Annotated in this window: 14 protein-coding genes; 6 read left to right on the top strand and 8 right to left on the bottom strand. The window is 62.3% G+C overall.

Annotated elements, in window-relative coordinates; genetic code table 11:
• Positions 1-369: 369 nt before the first annotated feature.
• Both SOX55_RS05460 and SOX55_RS05455 read right to left on the bottom strand, forming a co-directional pair.
• A complete protein-coding gene (locus SOX55_RS05460) occupies positions 370-1,902 on the bottom strand; it encodes a sodium/proline symporter (RefSeq protein ID WP_325286428.1) in 1,533 nt (510 codons plus the stop codon).
• 206 nt (positions 1,903-2,108) lie between these two features.
• On the bottom strand, positions 2,109-2,714 hold the full coding sequence (locus tag SOX55_RS05455; RefSeq protein WP_325286427.1) for a TetR/AcrR family transcriptional regulator: 606 nt from the start codon (positions 2,712-2,714) through the stop codon (positions 2,109-2,111).
• Positions 2,715-2,907: 193 nt separating this feature from the next.
• Here SOX55_RS05455 and dapF point away from each other — a divergent pair, with 193 nt between their 5' ends.
• Together dapF and SOX55_RS05445 are read left to right on the top strand one after the other, a co-directional pair.
• Complete coding sequence (gene dapF, locus SOX55_RS05450; RefSeq protein WP_325286426.1) at positions 2,908-3,747, top strand: diaminopimelate epimerase; 840 nt, start codon at positions 2,908-2,910, stop codon at positions 3,745-3,747.
• Positions 3,748-3,777: 30 nt separating this feature from the next.
• Positions 3,778-5,022: a dicarboxylate/amino acid:cation symporter gene (locus tag SOX55_RS05445; protein ID WP_325286425.1), complete on the top strand. Its 1,245-nt coding sequence runs from the start codon at positions 3,778-3,780 to the stop codon at positions 5,020-5,022.
• A 47-nt stretch (positions 5,023-5,069) separates the two neighbouring features.
• Here SOX55_RS05445 and SOX55_RS05440 read toward each other — a convergent pair whose 3' ends face one another.
• From SOX55_RS05440 to SOX55_RS05425, 4 genes are read right to left on the bottom strand one after another with little or no spacing between them, the layout of a single operon-like run.
• Positions 5,070-6,230, bottom strand: coding sequence for a 5-bromo-4-chloroindolyl phosphate hydrolysis family protein (locus SOX55_RS05440; RefSeq protein ID WP_325286424.1), 1,161 nt, complete (start codon positions 6,228-6,230; stop codon positions 5,070-5,072).
• A gap of 3 nt (positions 6,231-6,233) precedes the next feature.
• A complete protein-coding gene (locus SOX55_RS05435) occupies positions 6,234-6,440 on the bottom strand; it encodes a DUF896 domain-containing protein (RefSeq protein WP_325286423.1) in 207 nt (68 codons plus the stop codon).
• A gap of 11 nt (positions 6,441-6,451) precedes the next feature.
• The gene (locus SOX55_RS05430; protein WP_325286422.1) at positions 6,452-7,243 is read right to left on the bottom strand and encodes a YlmH family RNA-binding protein; all 792 of its coding nucleotides are present in this window, start codon (positions 7,241-7,243) and stop codon (positions 6,452-6,454) included.
• Positions 7,244-7,246: 3 nt separating this feature from the next.
• The gene (locus SOX55_RS05425) at positions 7,247-8,995 is read right to left on the bottom strand and encodes an ABC transporter ATP-binding protein (protein ID WP_325286421.1); all 1,749 of its coding nucleotides are present in this window, start codon (positions 8,993-8,995) and stop codon (positions 7,247-7,249) included.
• 135 nt (positions 8,996-9,130) lie between these two features.
• On the opposite strand from SOX55_RS05425, the gene SOX55_RS05420 reads away from it, so the two are divergent.
• The gene (locus SOX55_RS05420; protein ID WP_325286420.1) at positions 9,131-9,739 is read left to right on the top strand and encodes a hypothetical protein; all 609 of its coding nucleotides are present in this window, start codon (positions 9,131-9,133) and stop codon (positions 9,737-9,739) included.
• A gap of 42 nt (positions 9,740-9,781) precedes the next feature.
• Here the strand turns inward: SOX55_RS05420 and SOX55_RS05415 are convergent, their stop codons facing one another.
• A complete protein-coding gene (locus SOX55_RS05415; RefSeq protein WP_325286419.1) occupies positions 9,782-10,654 on the bottom strand; it encodes an Ig-like domain-containing protein in 873 nt (290 codons plus the stop codon).
• A gap of 243 nt (positions 10,655-10,897) precedes the next feature.
• Between SOX55_RS05415 and udk the strand changes: the two genes are divergently transcribed.
• Both udk and SOX55_RS05405 read left to right on the top strand, forming a co-directional pair.
• Positions 10,898-11,515 carry a uridine kinase gene (gene udk, locus SOX55_RS05410; RefSeq protein WP_325286418.1) on the top strand — a complete coding sequence of 206 codons (618 nt, stop codon included), beginning with the start codon at positions 10,898-10,900 and terminating at the stop codon, positions 11,513-11,515.
• A 5-nt stretch (positions 11,516-11,520) separates the two neighbouring features.
• Positions 11,521-12,006, top strand: coding sequence for a hypothetical protein (locus tag SOX55_RS05405; RefSeq protein WP_325286417.1), 486 nt, complete (start codon positions 11,521-11,523; stop codon positions 12,004-12,006).
• 44 nt (positions 12,007-12,050) lie between these two features.
• Here the strand turns inward: SOX55_RS05405 and SOX55_RS05400 are convergent, their stop codons facing one another.
• A complete protein-coding gene (locus SOX55_RS05400; protein WP_325286416.1) occupies positions 12,051-13,652 on the bottom strand; it encodes an MBL fold metallo-hydrolase in 1,602 nt (533 codons plus the stop codon).
• A 383-nt stretch (positions 13,653-14,035) separates the two neighbouring features.
• On the opposite strand from SOX55_RS05400, the gene SOX55_RS05395 reads away from it, so the two are divergent.
• On the top strand, positions 14,036-14,766 hold a 731-nt coding region (locus SOX55_RS05395; RefSeq protein ID WP_325286415.1), incomplete at its 3' end, for a DEAD/DEAH box helicase.

Here is a 14,766-nt window from a genome sequence, read left to right as displayed (position 1 = left end):
ATCTCCGTCTGGTGCTTTCATTTCGTTACGTTGTTTAATTTACAAGGTACACGCCGTTCTCGGCGGAACGTTACTGATTTTAGCACATCGGCCCGCCCTTGTCAAGAACTTTTTTCAGGTTCTTCACCGGACTTTCGACCGTTTCGCTTCCGTTCAGCAACTTTTTAAGTTTATCACAACCGGATTGGTTTGTCAAGAACTTTTTTCGATTCTTTTCAAACTTCGCGGTGCCGTCCGGCCGTCGCTCTCGCGTTCTGTCAGACAGCTTGCTTAGAATACCAGACCATCTCCCGTTTGTCAACACCTTTTTCCCCATTTTTTCAAAAAATATTCCCGCGTGTCTCCACGCGGGAATATAACGGTTTCCGATCAGTCGGCGTTGACCTCGTCAAACACCGCCTCAATCTCCGCAGAGGGCTTCTCCGTCAGCAGGCTCACCACAACAATGGCCAGCGTGGCCACCAGGAAAGCAGGCAGCAGCTCATAGATATTCCACATGCCGCCCAGAGGACGCACCCGGAACTTCCAGACGAACACCATGATGCCGCCGGCCACCAGGCCGGCCAGGATGCCCTGGCGGTTGCTGCGCTTCCAGAACAGGGCGCTGAGCACCGTGGGGCCGAAGGTGGCGCCGAAGCCGGCCCACGCGAAAGACACGATGGTAAAGACGCTGCTGTTGGGGTCCATGGCCAGGAACACGGCGATGACGGCAATGACCACCACCGTCAGACGAGCCACCAGCATGGTCTGCTTCGCCGTCAGCCTGACGCCGAACACGTCCTGCAGGATATTCTCCGAGAAGGCGGAGGCGGCAGCCAGCAGCTGGGAGTCTGCCGTGGACATGGTGGCCGCCAGAATGCCCGCCAGAATCAGGCCGGCGATGATGGCGGTCAGGAAGCCGTAAGAGGACAGCAGATTGGCAATCGCCACGATGACTGTCTCCGTCTTGCTGCCTTCCAGCACCGGGATGCGCCCCGCCTGGGAGACACTGTAGCCGATCATACCAATACAAATAGCCACGGTCATGGAGATTACCACCCAGACAGAGGCAATGCGGCGGGAGAGCTTCAGCTCCTTTTCGTCCCGGATGGCCATGAAGCGTACCAGAATATGGGGCATGCCGAAATACCCCAGTCCCCAAGCCAGCATGGAGACGGAGTTGATAAAGCCATAGGGCCTGGCCGTTCCGGTGGCCACGTCATAGGTCTGGGTCAGGCTCAGGTAGCCCGGCAGGGCTTTGGCGTTCTCCAGTACCATTTCCAGGCCGCCGGCCTGATAGATGCCGAACCCGGTGATTACCACCAGGGCACAGGTCATAATAATGGACTGGATCAGGTCCATGGTGGCCACCGCGTTGAAGCCGCCCACGGAGGTATAGCTGATGATGACCACAGCGCCCAGCAGCACGGCCAGCACATAATCCCAGCCGAACAGGCTGTTGAACAGCTTGCCGATGGCCGCCAGGCCGGAGGCCACGTAGGGAACAAAGAACACCAGAATGGCCACGGAGGCGATGCACATGATCACCGGCTTCTTCTCGCCGTACCGCTTGGAGATGAACGAGGGGATGGTGATGGCATCCAGGCGGACGCTGTACCGGCGGATCTTCTTGGCCACCAGCAGGAAGTTCAGATAAGTACCGATGGCCAGACCGATGGCGGTCCACCCCGCGTCGGCCACGCCGCTGAGGTACGCCAGACCCGGCAGGCCCATCAGCAGCCAGGAGCTCATATCGGAGGCCTCGGCGCTCATGGCGGTGACCAGCGGGCCGATGCCGCGGCCGCCCAGATAGAAGCCCTCCGCGCTCTTTTTGGTGCGGCGGCCAATCATGATGCCCGTGATGATCACGAAGCACAGATAGGCGATCATGGTCGCCATAATGATGAATTGCAAACCAGACATTTTCTCTCTCCATTCCCGGATGGTTTTGCCATCCTTTTGTAATACGTGCTGTATCATACCATACTTTTTGGCAGAATGAAATACAGAATCCGGTATAGAACGTATTCTATACCGGATTCTATCAAAACACTGAAATCCATTGAAATCAAATGATTTTTCACTGAACGATTTACAAAACCAAAAACGGTCCCGGAAATGGAATCCTGTCAATTCCCGGCGGCCTCCCCCCGGGGGCGGTAGCTCTCCAGGAACATGGGGGTCATCCGGTCGGTGTAGGACACCAGGGAGTATTCGCCGCCGCACAGGCACCAGTCGTACATCAGCGCCCGCTCCCACAGGGCGTAGGCCTTGACGATCTCGTCCACAGACCGGTCCCGCCGCAGCTGGCCCCTCTCCCGGCCCTGGGACACAATCTGCCGCAGAATCCGGAAATAGTACCGGTTCCGGTCCAGCAGGTGCTTCTCCCCCCGGGCCAGCAGCTGGGTGGACAGCAGCCGGGCCAGCAGGTCCACGGACACGCCGCCGTCAATCATGGCGAACAGCTCATGATTCAGATAAATCAGCTTCTCCACCGCGTCCATGGCGGGGTCCATGGCCGGGTACAGCTCCTCGTATTTCTCGTCGAACACATTGGCCAGCGTCCCCATCAGGGCGTCCTTGCCGGAGAAATAGTGGTAGAAGGACCCCTTGGAGGTTTCGGACTCAAACACGATGTCCTCCACCGTGGTGTTCTCGTAGCCCTGCTCGTAAAACAGCTTCCATGCCGCGGAGATAATGCGTCCCCGGGTGTTCCGCGTATTCTTTCTGGCCATTGCCGCGCCTCCCCTCCCCGCCGGCCCGGCGGGGGTTCTTTTGTTCAGCATACCACATTTTTCCTGCCTGTGCAAAGACCTGTATCAAAACAGGGCGCATTTTTTGCCTACTTTTTAGCACTTTCTCCTGTATGATTCTTGCATCCGCACTGATATAATAGAGTAAATTGCGAAAATGAGAGGAGGAGACTCTTTGCAGTTCTGGAAAATGAACGGAGCCGGAAACGACTTCATTGTGCTCAATAACCTGACAGAAAAGCTGCCGGAGTCCGTGTTCCCCGCCATTGCCCGGGCCCTGTGCGAGCGTCATCTGTCCATCGGCGCCGACGGCCTGATGGTGGTGGACGCCCCCACCCAGGGCGGCGACTACCGGATGCGCTTTTACAACTCCGACGGCAGTGTAGGCGAAATGTGCGGCAACGGCGCCCGGTGCATCTGCCGGTACGGCTTTGAAAACGGCCTGGCCGGAGAGACGCAGACGGTGGAGACCACCGCCGGCATCGTCACCGGACGGCGCATTGACCGGCGGCTCTACCGCATCCGCCTCAACGATCCCACCGTGCTGCGGCTGGACTATCCCGTGGAGGTGGACGGCGTGCGGTATCCCTGCTCCTACGTGGAACTGGGCGATCCCGGCCTGCCCCACGCGGTGGTGCCCTATCACAACCTGGCCAACGCGGAGGAAAACGAGCTGCGGGAGCTGGGGCGGAAGCTCCGGTGGCACCCGGCCTTCCCCAAGGGCACCAACGTGAACTTCTATGAGATCACCGGCGAGGATCAGGTGCTGCTGCGGACCTTCGAGCGGGGCGTGGAGGATTTCACCTACGCCTGCGGCACCGGCACCGGCAGCCTGGTCACGGTGCTGACCCTGCAGGGCAAGGTCTCCGGCCACCGCACCGCCGTCCGGATGACCGGCGGGGAGCTGCTGGTGGACGTGGAGCGGGAGGGCTCCCGGGTCACGGACCTGTATCTGACGGGTCCCACCAACATTGTTTGCAAGGGCGAGGTCACGGACGAGGACCTGTCGTTGTAATATGTGAGTTTTAGAGGAGGAAAATTTTTTATGGAAGCAAAATCCGTCGCGAAGAATTACCGCTTCATGGCCATTATGATCGGGTCCATGATCCTGGGCGCCATTGTGGGTTGGTTCTTCCCCAGCTTTGGCAACTCCATCAGCTTTTTGGGCACTGTGTTCATCAACATGATGTTCTGCATCGTGGTGCCTCTGGTGTTCGCCTCCATCGCCGGCGCCGTGGCCAACATGGGCAGCCGCAAGCGGGCCGGCAAGATCATGGGCGTCACCATCGGCACCTTCGTGGTGACCGGCGCCATCGCCGCCGTCATCATGTTCCTGCTGGTGAAGGTATTCCCTCCCGTCCTGTCCCCCTGGGCTGAGCTGCCCTCCGAGGAGATGGGCGAGTACGCCTCCATGACCCAGATGATCGTCAACTTCTTCACCGCCTCTGACTTCGTGGGCCTGCTGACCCGCCGGGCCATGCTGCCCCTCATCGTGTTCTCCGTGCTGTTCGGCTTCGCCGTGAACCTGAACGGCGGCAAGGACTCCCTGGTGGGCAAGTTCCTGGAGGATCTGACCAACGTGATGCTGAAGTTCGTGAAGATCGTCACCTACTACGCCCCCATCGCCTTCTTCGCCATCTTCGCCGATCTGGTGGCCACCTACGGTTCTCAGGTCACCGTGACCTATGGCCGCGCCCTGCTGCTGTACTATCCCCTGTGCTTTGTCTACATCTTCACCGCGTGGCCTCTGTTCGCCTGGTTCGGCGGCGGCAAGGGTGCCGTGAAGGTCATGTTCCAGCACATCACCCGTCCCGCCGTGGTGTCTCTGGGCACCTGCTCCTCCGTGGCCACCATCCCCACCAACATGGAAGTGGCCGCCGAGACCGGCATCTCCAAGGACGTGTCCGACATGGTGCTGCCTCTGGGCGCCACCATGCACATGGACGGCTCCTGCTTCTCTTGCGTGCTGAAGATCTCCTTCGTGCTGGGCGTCTTCGGTCAGGACCTGGGCTTTGAAAAGCTGATTCCCGTGGTGCTGGTGGCCGTGCTGTCCTCCGTGGGCATGAGCGGCGTCCCCGGCGGCGGCTATATCGGCGAGTATATCATCTGCTCCATCTTCTTCCCCGAGCAGATCGAGGTGGCCTTCCCCATTCTGGTTGCCATCGGCAACCTGGTGGATCCCCCCGCCACCATGATCAACTCCGCCGGCGACTATGTGGTGTCCTACATCGTCTCCCGGTTCGTGGACGGCAAGGACTGGCTGCAGAAGGTGCTGGCCTCCAAACAGTAATCCCCCGGATAACCAAAAACAGCTCTGCCGGATGGCAGAGCTGTTTTTTATTCTTTCTCCCGCTGCACGGCGGAGCCGCCCAGGCCGAAGTCCCGTTCCACGGTGGCGGTATCCCGGTGGAGCATGGTCTCCATCACCCGGATGTCGCTGTCCACGTCCATGGCGTCGTCCTGATACAGCTGGTCCAGCTGGTGCTCAAAGCCCGCCACGATGGAGTCCATGGTCTTTTCAATGCGGGCCTTGGCCTGCCGCAGGTTCTCCCCCTCCACGCCGGCGGCTTCAAACCGGGCGTAGGAGTCCAGCAGCTTCTGGGTGGTGGGCAGGTAGTAGTTCAGGAAGGTGTCGATGCGTCCCCTCTTCGCCGGGTCCGCCTCCACCGCCCGGAAAATCCCGGCGGTGATGTCCTCCAGCCGCCGGATCTTGTCGGACAGCACCGGATCGGCAATCTCGTCATTGGCCCGGCGGATGTCCCGCAGGATGCGGTCATACTTGTTTTCCGCCGCCCGGGCCGTCTCCGCCTGCCGGCGCTCCCGGGCCTCCGTCCGCTCCCGGACCACCCGGGCGTCCGCCTCGTTGGACCGGAAAAAGTAGCCCAGCTCCATGTTCAGATAGGCCCGGCCGCCGAAATAGCCCTTGTCAATCATCTTCCGCAGGTCTTTCCGCACCTGCTTTTCGGAAAAGCCCATCTTCCGGGCCAGACTCTCCAGGGAGATGGCCTCCATGTCCCCCATTACCGCCAGATACCGGGCGTACCGCTTCACGGCCCGGTTCATGGAGACGCCGGCGCCCAGCATGCCGAAGCCCGCCGCCGTCAGCGACAGGGCGTACAGCAGGTCCTCCAGATAGCCGCTGACGCTGCCCAGCCACAGCATCATGTCAATGGGCTCGTAGCAGGCCATCAGGCCCACCGCCGCCAGCACCGCGCCGATAAAGGTCAGCAGCCGGGCATTGGACTTTTTCACCGACGGCGAGCGCATGGCGCTTCTGGCCGCCGCCCGGGCCTTTCCGTCCGTCTTTCGCTCCGTCTGCGCCGTCTGCCGCGTCTCCGTGTCCACCCGCAGAGGCGGCGGCGCCTCCTGCTTCTTGTCGGAGGCGAACAGCTTGCCGAACAGCACCACCAGCGCCACCGGCCACAGTCCGAAGGCGAACAGGAGGACGATGATGGCCCAGCCCTTCCAGTCATCGTCCTTTTTCTGATTCCGGGCCACCGGTCACTCCCCCTTCTTTTTCAGTTTTGTCTTGGTTCCCTTGTCATCCACCACGTAGGTGTTGTCCAGATGGTTCCGCAGGCTGCCCAGCACAGAGTCCACATACTCCCGGTGCAGCGCCGCCCGTTCCGCCTCCTCTTCTGCCGTCAGGCCCTCCGCCTTGCGCTTCCGGGACAGCTCATTGATGCGGTCGATCTTCTTCTGGTCCATGGTCCTTCTCCTCACACGTAAATCTTCAGCACAATGGGCAGGCGGCCCTTTTTCGTCATGCCGCCCACCTCCGTCAGTTCAAATTTTCCGAAGCCCCGGGCGGACACGGTGTCCCCCTGGCTCAGGGGCTTGTCCGGCTTGGTGCACTCCCGCCAGTTCACCTGCACCTTTCCGCTTTCAATGAGGGCCGCGGCCTTGCCCCGGGCCATGCGGAAGCCGGTGGATGCCACGGCGTCCAGCCGCAGCGCGGCCACAGTGTCCCGCACCTCCCGGCACTGAACCACCGGGATGTGGAGGTTCTCCGGGCCGATCTCCGTCACCGTCAGCTTCGCCCGTCCGGCGCCGGTCCAGCTCTGCAGCAGGAACTCCGCCACGCTGTCCAGCACCACAATGTCGCAGCCGCTGTCGCTCACCAGCAGATCCCCCACCTTTTCCCGGACAATGCCCAGGCCCATGAGGCTGCCCAGAATGTCCCGGTGGGTCAGCTTGTCCTCCGGCCGGTAGGCCGCCCGCAGATACCGCAGCGGCAGCTGCTCCGGGGCGTCGGCGGCCTCCAGCCAGTCCGGCAGAAACACCAGGGCCTGCCGCTCCGCGCCGTCATAGCCGCCCCAGGCGGTCCAGCGGTCCGGGCCCATGCCCGCCCGGCGCAGCAGGTCCTCCGCCGCGGTCCGCTGGGCAGGGCTGAGGAAATCGGTGCAGGCGGGAATGTTCCGCTGTTCCGCCTGCTCCGCCCGGTCCAGTACCCGGGCCAGCAGCATCCGGTCCTCGCCGGGCGCCTGGTCCAGCAGTTTTTTCTTATCCATGACTCACTCTTTCAGCTCCTGCGCCCGCACCAGGGCGGCGTAGGCGCCGTTCTTTTCCATCAGCTCCTGATGGCTCCCGATCTCGGCGATGCGGCCGTTCTCAATGAAAGCGATGCGGTCCGCGTTCCGGACGGTGGACAGCCGGTGGGCGATGATGATGGTGGTGCGGCCCTCCGACAGCTTCTCAAAGGTCTGCTGGATGCGGGCCTCCGTCACGCTGTCCAGGGCGGAGGTGGCCTCGTCCAGAATCAGCACCGGCGGGTTTTTCAGGAAGATGCGGGCAATGGAGATCCGCTGCTTCTGGCCGCCGGAGAGCAGGGTGCCCCGCTCTCCCACGTTGGTCTGGAAGCCGTTGGGCATGGCCACAATGTCATCGTAAATCTCCGCCATGCGGGCCGCCCGGGCCACCTCCTCCGGGGAGGCGCCGGGCTTGCCGTAGCGGATGTTCTCCAGCACGGTGTCGGCAAACAGGAACACCTCCTGCTGCACCACGCCGATGCTCTGCCGCAGGGACTCCTGGGTCACCTCCCGAACGTCCTGTCCGTCCAGACGGACGGCGCCGGAGGTGACGTCATAGAACCGGGGGATCAGCTGGCACAGGGTGGATTTTCCGCCGCCGGAGGGGCCCACCAGCGCCACTGTCTCGCCGGGGCGGATGTGCAGGTCCACATCGTGGAGCACCGCCAGGTCCCCGTCGTAGGAAAAGTTCACATGGTCCACGTCGATGGCGCCCTCCACCCCGGTGAGCACCTTTGCGTCAGGGGCGTCCTTCATGGAAGGCTCCGTGCGCATCAGCTCCAGGAACCGCTTGAAGCCGGCGCTGCCGTTGGCGAACATCTCCGCGAAGCTGGCCAGCTTCCGCACCGGGGTGAGGAAGGTGCTGATGTACAGGCTGAAGGTCACCAGGTCCACGATGTTCATCCGGCCCTCCATAATCAGCCAGCCGCCCATGGTGATCACCACCGCCTGCAGCCCGCAGAGGAAAAACTCCATCACGCCGTTGAACCGGCCCACCGCCTTGTGGAAATCCCGCTTGGAATTCCGGTAGGTATCGTTGGAGGTGTCAAACTTCTCCATCTCCGCCTTTTCGTTGGCAAAGGCCTTGGCGGTGCGGATGCCGGACAGGCCGGACTCGATGTCCGCGTTGATGACGGCGGTGGTCCGCTTCACCTTGGCGGAGGCCTTGCCCATGGACCGGCGGCAGCGCCACACCACCGCGAAGAAGATGGGCAGAATCAGGGCAATCACCAGGGCCAGCTGCCACTGGATGGTGAACATGATGGCCAGGGAGCCCACAATGGTGACGCCGGAGATGAACACGTCCTCCGGGCCGTGGTGGGACAGCTCCGTGATTTCAAACAGATCCGCCGTCAGCCGGCTCATCAGCTGGCCGGTGCGGTTGTGGTCAAAGTAGCCGAAGCTCAGCTCCTGCATGTGGTGGAACAGGTCCCGGCGGATGTCCGCCTCCACCATGATGCCGAAGGTGTGGCCCCAGTAGCCGATGACGTACTGCATCACCGCCCGCAGCACAAAGGCCGCCATCACCACGGCCATCACCGTGAAAAAGGCGCGGTAGGCGTTGTGGGGCAGCAGCTCATACATGCACCAGCGGGAGATAAAGGGAAACGCCAGATCGATGAGGGAGATGGTCATGGCGCAGCCGATATCCGTCAGCAGCAGCTTTTTGTGGGGCAGAAAATAGGAGAAATAGATGCGCAATCCAGATTTTTCCTGGAATTCACGGGTAGTCACTTGGAAAACCTCCTGACATTGATTTCATTCGGTTCAATAGTATACCACGTTTTTTTCCGGTCCGCAACGGCAGAAAACGGGAACATTTTCCGTCCCGCCGCCGTCCAACCGAACAAACGCAAAGGAGGTACGTCTATGGAAACACGGTTTGCCGCACTTCTGGCGCTGCTGTGCCTTCTGCTGTCCGGGTGCGGCGCTTCCGCTCCGTCCGGCGGCGCCGGAAGCACGGCGGAGCCGTCTGTTCCGGAAGCTGTGCCGCAGGAGGAGGCGGTTGGCCCCTACGGGCAGGAGGCCGCCATCGACGCTTACAGCCAGTTGATGGATCATTTCGGCATTCTGCTGCCCCACGAGGAGGGATTTCCCAACTATCCCGCCGGGTTCGGCGACGCCTACTACGAGGACGGCTATCTCTGGGTCTGCCTGACGGACGACAGCCCGGAGGTACGGCAGAAGTATCTGGACGCGGTGGACTGCCCCCAGGTGCTGCAATTCCGGAAGGTGGATTACGGCTACAACGAACTGTACCGGCTGAGCATGGCCATTGTGGACACGGCGGGGGTGGATTTCGCCAGCGTGGGCCCCAATGTGATGGAAAACCGGGTGGACGTGGGCGTCCCCGATCTGGACCGGGCTGCGGAATACCTGGACCTCATCACCCAGACCCTGCCGCCGGAGTTGGCCGCCGCCTTCCCGGCGGAGCTGCCCATCGTCTTTTCCCAGGAGAACTACGCCACCCTCGCATAACGCAAAAACGCCCCGGACCGACGGTCCGGGGCGTTTTATGCCTTATTTCACCCGCACGATGCAGGACAGGGACGCGCCGTCCCAGGAGACGGTGACGGTGGCGGTGCCGCTGCCCACGGCAGTGACGGTGCCGTCGCCGGTCACGGTGGCCACGGCGGTGTTGGAGCTGCTCCACACCGGGGCGGTGGTAACGCCGCTGAGCTTCAGCTGGAAGCGCTCGCCCTTGGCGAGGGTCATGTCCTCCCGGTTCAGCTTGTGCTCACCGCCGGAGGCCACGCTGCCGGTGTTGGGCACGCCGTCGCCCTTCACCCGGACGATGCAGGTGCCCTTGCCGTTGGCGTCATAGGCGTAGACGTTCACCGTGCCGGCGGAAACGGCCACCACATTGCCGTTCTCGTCCACGCTGGCGATTCCCTCGTCCTCACTGTACCACAGGTAGCTGCCGGAGCCGCCGGAGGCATTCAGCTTCACCGGCGTGTCGCCCACCTTCATGGTAAAGTCCGTACTGCTCATGGTCAGATTCTCCGGCAGCCCGGCGGGATTCACCGGGTCCGGCGTCACCGGCTCCGCCGGCGCCTCTCCGGAGGAATCGCCGCTGATGTCCGGCTCCACCGGGGCCACGGAGGACGAGGAGGGCGTGCTCTGGGCCGGGTTCCTGTCCTTTCCGCTGCCGATGGCGTCGCCGAACAGCAGATACACCAGCAGCAGCCCCAGCACGATGATGGTGATGATCAGCAGCGGGCTGAGAACGCCGGGTTCCTGCCGGGAGAGCCGGTGGCCGCCCTGCTTGCGGTTCTCCCGATTGCGAACGCCGCCCCGCTTGCGCTTCATGGCTGCCATTTCCTCGCAGAAGGGACAGCGTCTGTAGGTGTCCGAATAATTCTCCCCGCAGTCAGGGCAGTGCTTCATCGCCATACCGGTTCTCCTTTCAGGTCCTTATCAGTCAGCAAAGCTGGCCGCTTCGCAGAAGTATGCTTCAACACTTTACATAATACCGGACTTCCCCGCCGCCGTCAATAGCGGAGCCGCCATTTTTCCCGAAAATCCGCCCTGCCGCCTTGCCATTTTCCGGCCGGACCGCTTATAATAAAGGCAGCGCCCGCCCCTGCGCCAGGCAGCGCCGGACGGCGGGAATCGAAACAATCAAGGGAGGCTGCCATGAACACCATTTTCATCGGCGTCGCCGGCGGCACCGGCTCCGGAAAGACCACCCTGACCCGGCATCTGAAGGAGCACTTCGGCGACAGCGTCACCGTCATCAGCCACGACAGCTACTACAGGCTCCAGGAGGGACTGACCTACCAGGAACGGGTGCGGCAGAACTACGACCACCCCGACGCCTTCGACACGGAGCTGCTGCTCCATCACCTGCGGGAGCTGAAGGCGGGCCGGAGCATCCGGTGCCCCGTCTACTCCTTCACCGACTACAACCGCACCGACCAAACGGTGGAAATCGCCCCAGCCAGGGTGATCATCGTGGAGGGGATTCTCATCTTCCAGAATGCAGCCCTGCGGGAACTGTTCGACATCAAGATCTTTGTGGAGGCTGACGCCGACGTGCGCATCCTCCGCCGCTGCCTGCGGGACGTGGAGGACCGGGGCCGGACGCTGCAGTCGGTGGTGAAGCAGTACCTCACCACCACCAAGCCCATGCACGAGCAGTTTGTGGAGCCCTCCCGGAAATATGCCGACATTGTGGTGCTGGAGGGCGGGCGGAACCCGGTGGCGCTGGAGATGATCACCCAGCGCATCCAGGCCCACATCGACCGGGGATGAGCGCCATGGGCCGCGGAAAATACGCCCCGCTGCGGGACGGAGTCTGCCTTGCCGTGCTGTACCTCCCCGTTCTGGCCCTGGCAGACCCGTTTGACGCGTTCTGCCCCCTCAGCGGCAGCAGCTCCCTCCTTCTGCTCTCCGCCCTCAGCGCCGCCGCGTGCTTCTGTCTGCTTCTCAGCGGCAGCATGAAGGCCTGTCTCCGGAAATGGCTGCTCTCCCTTCCCTGCACGGTTCTGCTTGATCTGCTGCTGGCCGCCACGAACTTTCCGGTCCGGCTGACCAACCTGCTCTATCCCGGGTACGGACGGCTGTCCGCAGGAGGAGGCTTTGCCATGATGGTATCCTTTCTCGTTCTCACCGCCGCCCAGGGGCTCGCCCTGCTGCAGGGCAGGATCATTCCCCTCATCTGCCTGGTGATTCTGCTGCTGATGGGGTATCTGGAACTGACCATGCCCACCTGGGCGCAGATCTGTCAGCAGGTTTATTACTGAAAAAAGTCCCCGGCACCGCGGTGCCGGGGACCTTTCTGCCGCGTTTACGCCTCCCACTTTTCCAGCAGCTGGCGCAGCTGGTCGGCAAACCGGGCAAGGCTCTTGTTGTCCCGGCCCCTGGACCGGCGGATGGACGCCATGAGCATCTCGCCCACAGCCACCAGCCGCTCGTAGGCGGAGGACGTCTTGCCGCCGCCGGCGGGCTTCGCCTTCCGCTCCGGCAGGAAGCCCTTCTCCAGCTGTGTGCAGGTGGCCAGATCGTAAACCTCGGTGTACTGGGGCGCGTGGGCGGAGAAGCCCATCCCCTCCACCGTCTTGGCGAAGAAGGGGGCCACCTCCCGGTCGCCGTGGACCACGAACACGTGCTGGGGCTTGGGGGCCTTGAAGGATTCGATCCAGCCCATCAGGTGGTCCCGGTCGGCGTGGGAGCTGAGGCCGTGGTAGTTGACGATCTTCGCCGCCACGGCGATCTCCTCGCCGAACAGCTTCACGGACTTAGCGCCCTCCAGCAGCGTGCGGCCCAGGGTGCCCTCCCCCTGGTAGCCCACGAACACCACGGCACACTCCGGCCGCCACAGGTTATGCTTCAGGTGGTGGCGGATGCGGCCCGCGTCGCACATGCCGGAGGCGGAGATGATGACCTTGGGGGTGGGGTCCGCGTTCAGGGCCTTGGACTCCTCGCTGGTCTCCGTCATCCGCAGGTTGGTGAAGTTGAACATATGGGTGCCGTCCTTCACCAGCTCCAGGGCGTCCTCGTCCAGATAGCCGTGGAGATCGCCGGTGAAGATGGTGGTGGCCTTCTTGGCCAGGGGGGAGTCGATATACACCGGGAAGTCCGGGTTGGACTTCACCAGCTTCTGGTCCTTGATCTCCCGGATGAAGTACAGCAGCTCCTGGGTGCGGCCCACGGCGAAGGAGGGAATCACCACGTTGCCGCCCTTGGCGATGGTCTCGTCAATGATGGCCGCCAGATCGTCGGTGTAGCTCCACACCGCCTCATGGTTCCGGTCGCCGTAGGTGGACTCCATCACCACGTAATCGGCGCCGGTGATGGGGGTCGGGTCCCGGATGATGGGCTGGCTGACGTTGCCGATGTCGCCGGAAAAGACGATGCGTTTGGACACGTCCCCCTCGGTGACGTCCAGCAGGATGGAGGCGGAGCCCAGCAGGTGGCCGGCGTCCACGAATTCCGCCGTCACGCCCTCGCACAGCTGCACCTTCTCGCCGTACTCGCAGGGAGTCAGGAACTCCCGCACCCGGGCGGCGTCCTCAATGGTGTACAGCGGCTCCACGTGGGGTGCGCCGGACCGGGCGCCCTTCCGGTTTTTCCACTCGGCGTCCGCCTCCTGGATGTGGGCGGAGTCCTGGAGCATGATGTCCAGCAGGTCCGCCGTCAGGCGGGTGGTGACAATGCGGCCCTGGAAGCCCTGCTTGATCAGCATGGGAATCCGGCCGGAGTGATCGATGTGGGCATGGGTCACCAGCACCACGTCGATGCTGCCCGCCGCGAAGGGGAATTCTTCGTTGGACACCTCGTCCCGTCCCTGCTGCAGACCGCAGTCCACCAGAATCTTCTTTCCGTTGGCCTCGAGGCAGTGGCAGCTGCCGGTGACGCATTGGGCCGCGCCGAAGAAACTGAGCTTCATGGAATAACCTCCTTGCTTTTACTCCGCGTAAGCATAGCGCCGTCTTCCGCCGCGGATGGCGGGAGGACGCTCTGTCATATTAACGCGATTTTAGCACACTTTCCCCCAAAGGGCAAGGCCCTGGTGACGTGGCTATGGGCATTTTTCACAATTGGCTGTCTGTTTTCCGCTCTTCCCATCTCATTGAATCGGTTTCCTGCCATCCATTTTCCGGTAATTGTGAACTTTTTTCCAAACAGCCGTTTTTCCTTTGCATTCCGGCACGAGATGTGCTATGCTACAAGTGTTTTGGTTTGCCTACTAATATTATTATATGTTGGATGACTGAATCCCCCCTCCCCTCTCACGGAAGGACGGGGTATAGAAAGGATGTTTCAAATCTCATGGGTCTGATCAAAAAACTCTTCGGCGATTACAGCAGCCGGGAACTGAAATCCATTTATCCCATTGTGGATAAGATTGAGGCACTGGCAGAGGAATATAAGGCGCTGTCCGACGAGCAGCTGCGGGGCAAGACCGCCCAGTTCAAGCAGCGGCTGGCAGACGGCGAGACGCTGGATGACCTGCTGCCGGAGGCCTTCGCCACCGTGCGGGAGGCCTCGGACCGCGTGCTGGGCCTGCGCCCCTACCGGGTGCAGCTGGTGGGCGGCGTGGTCCTGCACCAGGGCCGCATCGCCGAGATGAAAACCGGTGAGGGCAAGACGCTGGTGGCCACCCTCCCCGCCTATCTGAACGCCCTGACGGGCCGCGGCGTCCACATCGTCACCGTCAACGACTATCTGGCAAAGCGCGACTCCGACTGGATGGGCAAGGTCCACCGCTTCCTGGGCCTGAAGGTGGGCCTGATTGTCCACGGCCTCACCAGCAAGGAGCGCCAGGCCGCCTACGCCGCCGACATCACCTACGGCACCAACAACGAGATGGGCTTCGACTACCTGCGGGACAATATGTGCATCTACGCCTCCGAGCTGGTGCAGCGGGGCCACGCCTTCGCCATCGTGGACGAGGTGGACTCCATCCTCATCGACGAGGCCCGCACCCCCCTGATCATCTCCGGCATGGGCGAGAAATCCACCCAGATGTACGACATGGCCGAGATGTTCGCCGCCCGCCT

The organism is Dysosmobacter sp. (genome assembly GCF_034093755.1).
In the GTDB taxonomy this organism is placed as follows: domain Bacteria; phylum Bacillota; class Clostridia; order Oscillospirales; family Oscillospiraceae; genus Oscillibacter.
The sequence above is the reverse complement of the archived record's forward strand: the minus strand, read 5'-3'. Positions and strand labels throughout refer to the sequence as shown.

Excerpts from the sequence above, each read along its gene's own strand:
- SOX55_RS05455 (WP_325286427.1), bottom strand. The coding sequence starts at position 2,714 with ATGGCCAGAAAGAATACGCGGAACACCCGGGGACGCATTATCTCCGCG.
- SOX55_RS05460 (WP_325286428.1), bottom strand. The coding sequence starts at position 1,902 with ATGTCTGGTTTGCAATTCATCATTATGGCGACCATGATCGCCTATCTG.
- SOX55_RS05415 (WP_325286419.1), bottom strand. The coding sequence starts at position 10,654 with ATGGCGATGAAGCACTGCCCTGACTGCGGGGAGAATTATTCGGACACC.
- SOX55_RS05435 (WP_325286423.1), bottom strand. The coding sequence starts at position 6,440 with ATGGACCAGAAGAAGATCGACCGCATCAATGAGCTGTCCCGGAAGCGC.
- SOX55_RS05400 (WP_325286416.1), bottom strand. The coding sequence starts at position 13,652 with ATGAAGCTCAGTTTCTTCGGCGCGGCCCAATGCGTCACCGGCAGCTGC.
- SOX55_RS05445 (WP_325286425.1), top strand. The coding sequence starts at position 3,778 with ATGGAAGCAAAATCCGTCGCGAAGAATTACCGCTTCATGGCCATTATG.
- SOX55_RS05420 (WP_325286420.1), top strand. The coding sequence starts at position 9,131 with ATGGAAACACGGTTTGCCGCACTTCTGGCGCTGCTGTGCCTTCTGCTG.
- udk (WP_325286418.1), top strand. The coding sequence starts at position 10,898 with ATGAACACCATTTTCATCGGCGTCGCCGGCGGCACCGGCTCCGGAAAG.
- SOX55_RS05405 (WP_325286417.1), top strand. The coding sequence starts at position 11,521 with ATGGGCCGCGGAAAATACGCCCCGCTGCGGGACGGAGTCTGCCTTGCC.
- SOX55_RS05430 (WP_325286422.1), bottom strand. The coding sequence starts at position 7,243 with ATGGATAAGAAAAAACTGCTGGACCAGGCGCCCGGCGAGGACCGGATG.